Annotated in this window: 5 protein-coding genes; 4 read left to right on the top strand and 1 reads right to left on the bottom strand. The window is 68.7% G+C overall.

Annotated features, from left to right (window positions below; translation table 11 throughout):
* Positions 1-68: 68 nt before the first annotated feature.
* Both VFA16_RS10270 and VFA16_RS10265 read left to right on the top strand, forming a co-directional pair.
* Positions 69-1,196, top strand: coding sequence for a glycosyltransferase family 1 protein (locus VFA16_RS10270; protein ID WP_324967710.1), 1,128 nt, complete (start codon positions 69-71; stop codon positions 1,194-1,196).
* A gap of 28 nt (positions 1,197-1,224) precedes the next feature.
* Positions 1,225-1,917 carry a demethylmenaquinone methyltransferase gene (locus tag VFA16_RS10265; RefSeq protein WP_324967709.1) on the top strand — a complete coding sequence of 231 codons (693 nt, stop codon included), beginning with the start codon at positions 1,225-1,227 and terminating at the stop codon, positions 1,915-1,917.
* Here VFA16_RS10265 and menJ read toward each other — a convergent pair.
* Positions 1,910-3,130 carry a menaquinone reductase gene (gene menJ, locus VFA16_RS10260; RefSeq protein WP_414687687.1) on the bottom strand — a complete coding sequence of 407 codons (1,221 nt, stop codon included), beginning with the start codon at positions 3,128-3,130 and terminating at the stop codon, positions 1,910-1,912. The genes VFA16_RS10265 and menJ overlap by 8 nt on opposite strands.
* A gap of 21 nt (positions 3,131-3,151) precedes the next feature.
* Here menJ and grcC1 point away from each other — a divergent pair, with 21 nt between their 5' ends.
* Positions 3,152-4,159 carry a nonaprenyl/(2E,6E)-farnesyl/geranylgeranyl diphosphat synthase gene (gene grcC1 / locus VFA16_RS10255; RefSeq protein WP_324967707.1) on the top strand — a complete coding sequence of 336 codons (1,008 nt, stop codon included), beginning with the start codon at positions 3,152-3,154 and terminating at the stop codon, positions 4,157-4,159.
* A 58-nt stretch (positions 4,160-4,217) separates the two neighbouring features.
* A partial coding sequence (locus tag VFA16_RS10250) for a M48 family metalloprotease (RefSeq protein ID WP_324967706.1) occupies positions 4,218-4,725 on the top strand: 508 nt, incomplete at its 3' end.

The raw sequence follows: 4,725 nt of genomic DNA, 5'->3' as shown, positions 1-4,725 counted from the left end.
CACCAGATTTCGTGCCCCGTATGCCCGTCGGCAACCTTATCGACAAGCAGCGCTGACACCGTGGAGGCGTGCGCGTTGCGATCGTCGCCGAGTCGTTTTTGCCCAATGTCAACGGTGTCAGCAACTCCGTAGTGCGGATTCTGGAGCATCTACGCCGCACCGGGCATGAGGCCCTGGTGGTCGCGCCCGACAACCCGCCCGGCCAACCCCGCGCCGAGCGTATCCACGACGGAATCCGGGTGCACCGGGCGCCGTCGCGGATGTTCCCGAAGATCACGTCGTTGCCGCTCGGTGTGCCGTTGCCCCGAATGCTGCGGGTGCTTCGCGGATTCGAGCCCGACGTGGTGCATCTGGCGTCGCCGGCGCTGCTCGGCTACGGCGGGCTGCAGGCCGCCCGCCGCCTCGAAGTGCCGACGGTGGCGGTATTTCAAACCGACGTCGCGGGTTTCGCGTCCAGCTACGGGCTGGGGCTGGCATCGCGGGCGGCATGGGCGTGGATCAGTCATCTGCACCGCCACGCCGACCGCACGCTGGCGCCGTCCACGTCTGCGATGGAATCGCTTGCAGCACACCGAGTTCCCCGGGTGTATCAATGGGCACGCGGTGTCGACGTGATTCGTTACGCGCCGTCGGGGCGCGACGAGGCACTGCGGCGTCGCTGGTCGCCGGACGGCAAGGTGATCGTCGGCTTCGTGGGCCGGCTGGCGCCGGAGAAACGCGCCGACCGGCTCGCGGCGCTGGCACGCGACCACACAGTGCAGCTCGTTGTCGTCGGCGACGGAGTCGACCGCGCCAAGCTTGAAACCTTGATGCCCACAGCTGTTTTCACCGGCGCACTCTACGGCGAGGACCTCGCCGCGGCGTACGCCAGCATGGACGTCTTCGTGCATACCGGTGAGCACGAGACGTTTTGCCAAGCCGTGCAAGAAGCGCTGGCGTCGGGGCTGCCGGTCATCGCCCCCGACGCCGGCGGACCACGCGACCTGGTCACCCCGTGGCGCACCGGTCTGCTGCTACCAGTGGACGAATTCGAGGCGCGGCTGCCCACCGCCGTCGCGCACCTTGTCGACGAACGACCACGCTATTCGGCGGCCGCTCGGCGTAGTGTGTTGCACCGCAGCTGGTCGGCCATCTGCGACGAGCTGCTCGGCCACTACGACGCGGTGTTACAGACCCGCCGGGAGGCAGCGGCCTGATTGCCCGGCCTGGCGTAGCGTCTTCGACGTGAGCCGCGCGAGCCTCGACAAAAACCCAGATGATGTTGCGTCGATGTTCGACGGGGTCGCGCGCCGCTACGACCTGACCAACACCGTGCTGTCGCTCGGGCAGGACCGCTACTGGCGCCGCGCCACCCGGGCCGCACTGCGGGTGGGGCCCGGCGAGCGAGTGCTGGATCTGGCTGCGGGTACAGCTGTCTCGACGGTGGAGTTGTCCAAGTCCGGCGCATGGTGTGTGGCGGTGGATTTTTCGGTCGGCATGCTCAGGGCAGGCCGCGCCCGGTTGGTGCCGAAGGTCGCCGGTGACGCGACCCGGCTGCCGTTCCATGACGGCGTATTCGACGCTGTCACAATCAGTTTCGGGCTGCGCAATGTCGTCGACCAGCAGGCGGCGCTGCACGAGATGGCGCGGGTGACGAGACCGGGGGGCCGGCTGGTGGTGTGTGAATTCTCCACGCCGACCAATCCGCTGTTTTCCACCGTCTACAAGGAGTACCTGATGCAGGCGCTGCCACGCCTTGCGCGCGCAGTGTCGAGCAATCCGGACGCGTATGTCTATCTAGCCGAGTCGATCCGGGCCTGGCCGGACCAAGCCGCGCTGGCGCAGCGCATTTCACAGGCCGGATGGTCAGGCGTGCGATGGCGCAACCTAACCGGCGGGATCGTCGCGCTGCACGCCGCGCATAAACCGCCTAGCTGAATGGCTTGCGGCGGTCCACCAGCCGGGACAGCACGCCGCCGCCGCGCCATATCCGCGCCACCATGTCGGCGTCCTCGTCGGTGACCAGGTTGGCCATCACCCGCACCGCGACGTTCATCAGCGTCGTCGAACGCATCGCCACCGGGCCCGCCGTCGGCAGGAACCGCGGAAACGTCAGCAGCAACGCAAGCCGCCGCGCCACCGAAAATGCGCGGCCGTAGTGGCGTTGCAGCACGTTGGGCCACGCCTGCGAGAGATCACCGGAGCCCAGCAGCTCGACGGCCAGCCGCCCGGCCTCCAGCCCGTAGTCGATGCCTTCGCCGTTCAACGGGTTGATGCAGGCCGCGGCATCGCCGATCAGCATCCAGTTCGGCCCGGCCACCCCCGACACCGCGCCGCCCATCGGCAGCAGCGCCGACGACATCGACCGCGGCTGCCCGATAAACCCCCACTCGTCGCGGCGCAGGTCGGCGTAGTAGCACATCAGCGGCCGCAACGCCAGCTCGGCGGGCCGTTTCGAGGTCGACATCGCTCCCACGCCGATGTTCACCTCGCCGTTGCCCAGCGGGAAAATCCAGCCGTAGCCGGGCAGGACCGCGCCGTCGGGGGAGCGGACTTCCACGTGTGACGTCAGCCACGGTTCGTCGCTGCGTGGGGTGGCCAGATAACCGCGGGCAGCGATGCCATACACCGTGTCCTGATGCCAGCGCCTGCCGAGTTTGCGGCCCAGCGGCGAGCGCGCCCCGTCGGCGACGATCAGCTCACCGCAGCCCACCTCGGAACCGTCGGCCAGGACCACCGACCGGACGCGGCCGCGCGAATCGTGATGGGCACCAACAGCTTTCACGCCCAGCAGCATCCGAGCCCCGGAGTCCTCGGCCACTTTGCGGATCCGGTCGTCGAGTTCTACGCGGGCCACCGCGCTGCCCGTCGACGGGAACGACGGGCCGGGCCAGGCCACCTCCACGTCGCCGCCGAACCCGCTCATCCGCAACCCGTGATGCCGAATCCGGGCGTCCAGCCACTCGCCTAAGCCCAGCCGCTCCAGCTCAGCCACCGCGCGCGGGGTCAGCCCGTCGCCGCAGGCCTTGTCGCGGGGGAAGCTGGCCGAGTCGATGACCAGCACGTCGCGGCCGGCCCGCGCGGCCCAGGCGGCCGCCGCGGACCCGGCCGGCCCGGCGCCCACCGCGACCACGTCGGCTCTGCTGCCCATGCTCACCAGTATGTTGGTGCCGTGAGGACTCCGGCGACTGTGGTGGCGGGCTTTGACTTCGGCGACGCCGCGTTTGCCGCGAGCGTGCGCGACGGCGTCGACCGCATCGAGCAGCTGATGGAGACCGAGCTGCGCGGCAGCGACGACCTGCTGACTGAGGCGGTGCTGCACCTGTTCGAGGCCGGCGGCAAGCGGTTTCGTCCGCTGTTCACGGTGCTGTCGGCGCAACTCGGCCCGAATCCGGAGGCCCGGGAGGTCACGATCGCCGGCGCGGTGATCGAGCTGGTGCATCTGGCGACGCTGTACCACGACGACGTGATGGACGAGGCGCAGGTGCGCCGCGGCGCGCAAAGCGCCAACGCGCGCTGGGGCAACAACATCGCGATCCTGGCCGGCGACTACCTGTTCGCGACGGCCTCGCGGCTGGTGTCGCTGCTGGGTCCGGACGCGGTGCGGGTGATCGCCGAGACGTTCGCCCAGCTCGTGACCGGGCAGATGCGAGAAACCCGCGGCGCCGCCGAGGGGGTGGATTCGATCGAGCACTATCTGAAGGTGGTGCACGAAAAGACGGCGTGCCTGATTTCGGCGGCGGGCCGGTTCGGTGCGACGTTCTCGGGCGCCGACGACGACCAGATCGAGCGCTTGAGCCGGCTGGGCGGCATCGTCGGCACGGCGTTTCAGATCTCCGACGACATCATCGACATCGACAGCGACCCCGACGAGTCCGGCAAGGTGCCCGGCACCGATCTGCGCGAAGGGGTACACACGTTGCCGGTGCTCTACGCGCTGCAGGACAGCGGTCCGGAAGCTGATCGGCTACGCGAGCTGCTGGCCGGCCCGGTCGACGATGACGCAGTGCTGGCCGAGGCGCTCGCGCTGCTGCGGGCCTCGCCAGGGATGGCCAAGGCCAAGGAGACGGTGGCGCGATATGCGGCTGAGGCGCGGGACGAGCTGGCGAAGCTGCCCGACGTCGCGGGCCGCCAAGCGCTGGCCACGCTGGTCGACTACACCGTCAACCGGCACGGTTAGTTCGGAACCTGCGGGGACGCATCAGACGTTTAACCAGCGTGTGTAGAGGAGGAGGCTGATGACCTGGCATCCGCATCACAACACGTTCAAGACGTTCGCGCTGCTGGTCGGCATGTCGGCGCTGATCGTGTTTGTCGGCGGCCTGTTCGGCAAGACGTGGTTGTTGCTGGCGGTGCTGTTCGCCGTCGGGATGAACGTCTACACCTATTTCAACAGCGACAAGCTGGCGTTGCGCGCGATGCACGCCGTACCGGTGTCGGAGGTACAGGCGCCGGCGATGTACCGGATCGTGCGCGAGCTGGCCACGGCCGCGCACCAGCCGATGCCGCGGCTCTACATCAGCGACACCACCGCACCCAATGCGTTTGCCACCGGGCGCAACCCGCGTCACGCTGCGGTGTTCTGCACCACCGGCATTTTGCGCATCCTCAACGAACGCGAGCTGCGGGCCGTGCTCGGCCACGAGCTTTCCCACGTCTACAACCGCGACATCTTGATCTCGTGTGTGGCGGGCGCGTTGGCGTCGGTGATCACGGCGCTGGCCAACTTCGCGATGTTCGCTGGCA

It is taken from the genome of Mycobacterium sp. (genome assembly GCF_035653355.1).
In the GTDB taxonomy this organism is placed as follows: Bacteria; Actinomycetota; Actinomycetes; order Mycobacteriales; family Mycobacteriaceae; genus Mycobacterium.
Note: the sequence above shows the minus strand (reverse complement) of the source record. Positions and strands in the feature narration are given on the sequence as shown.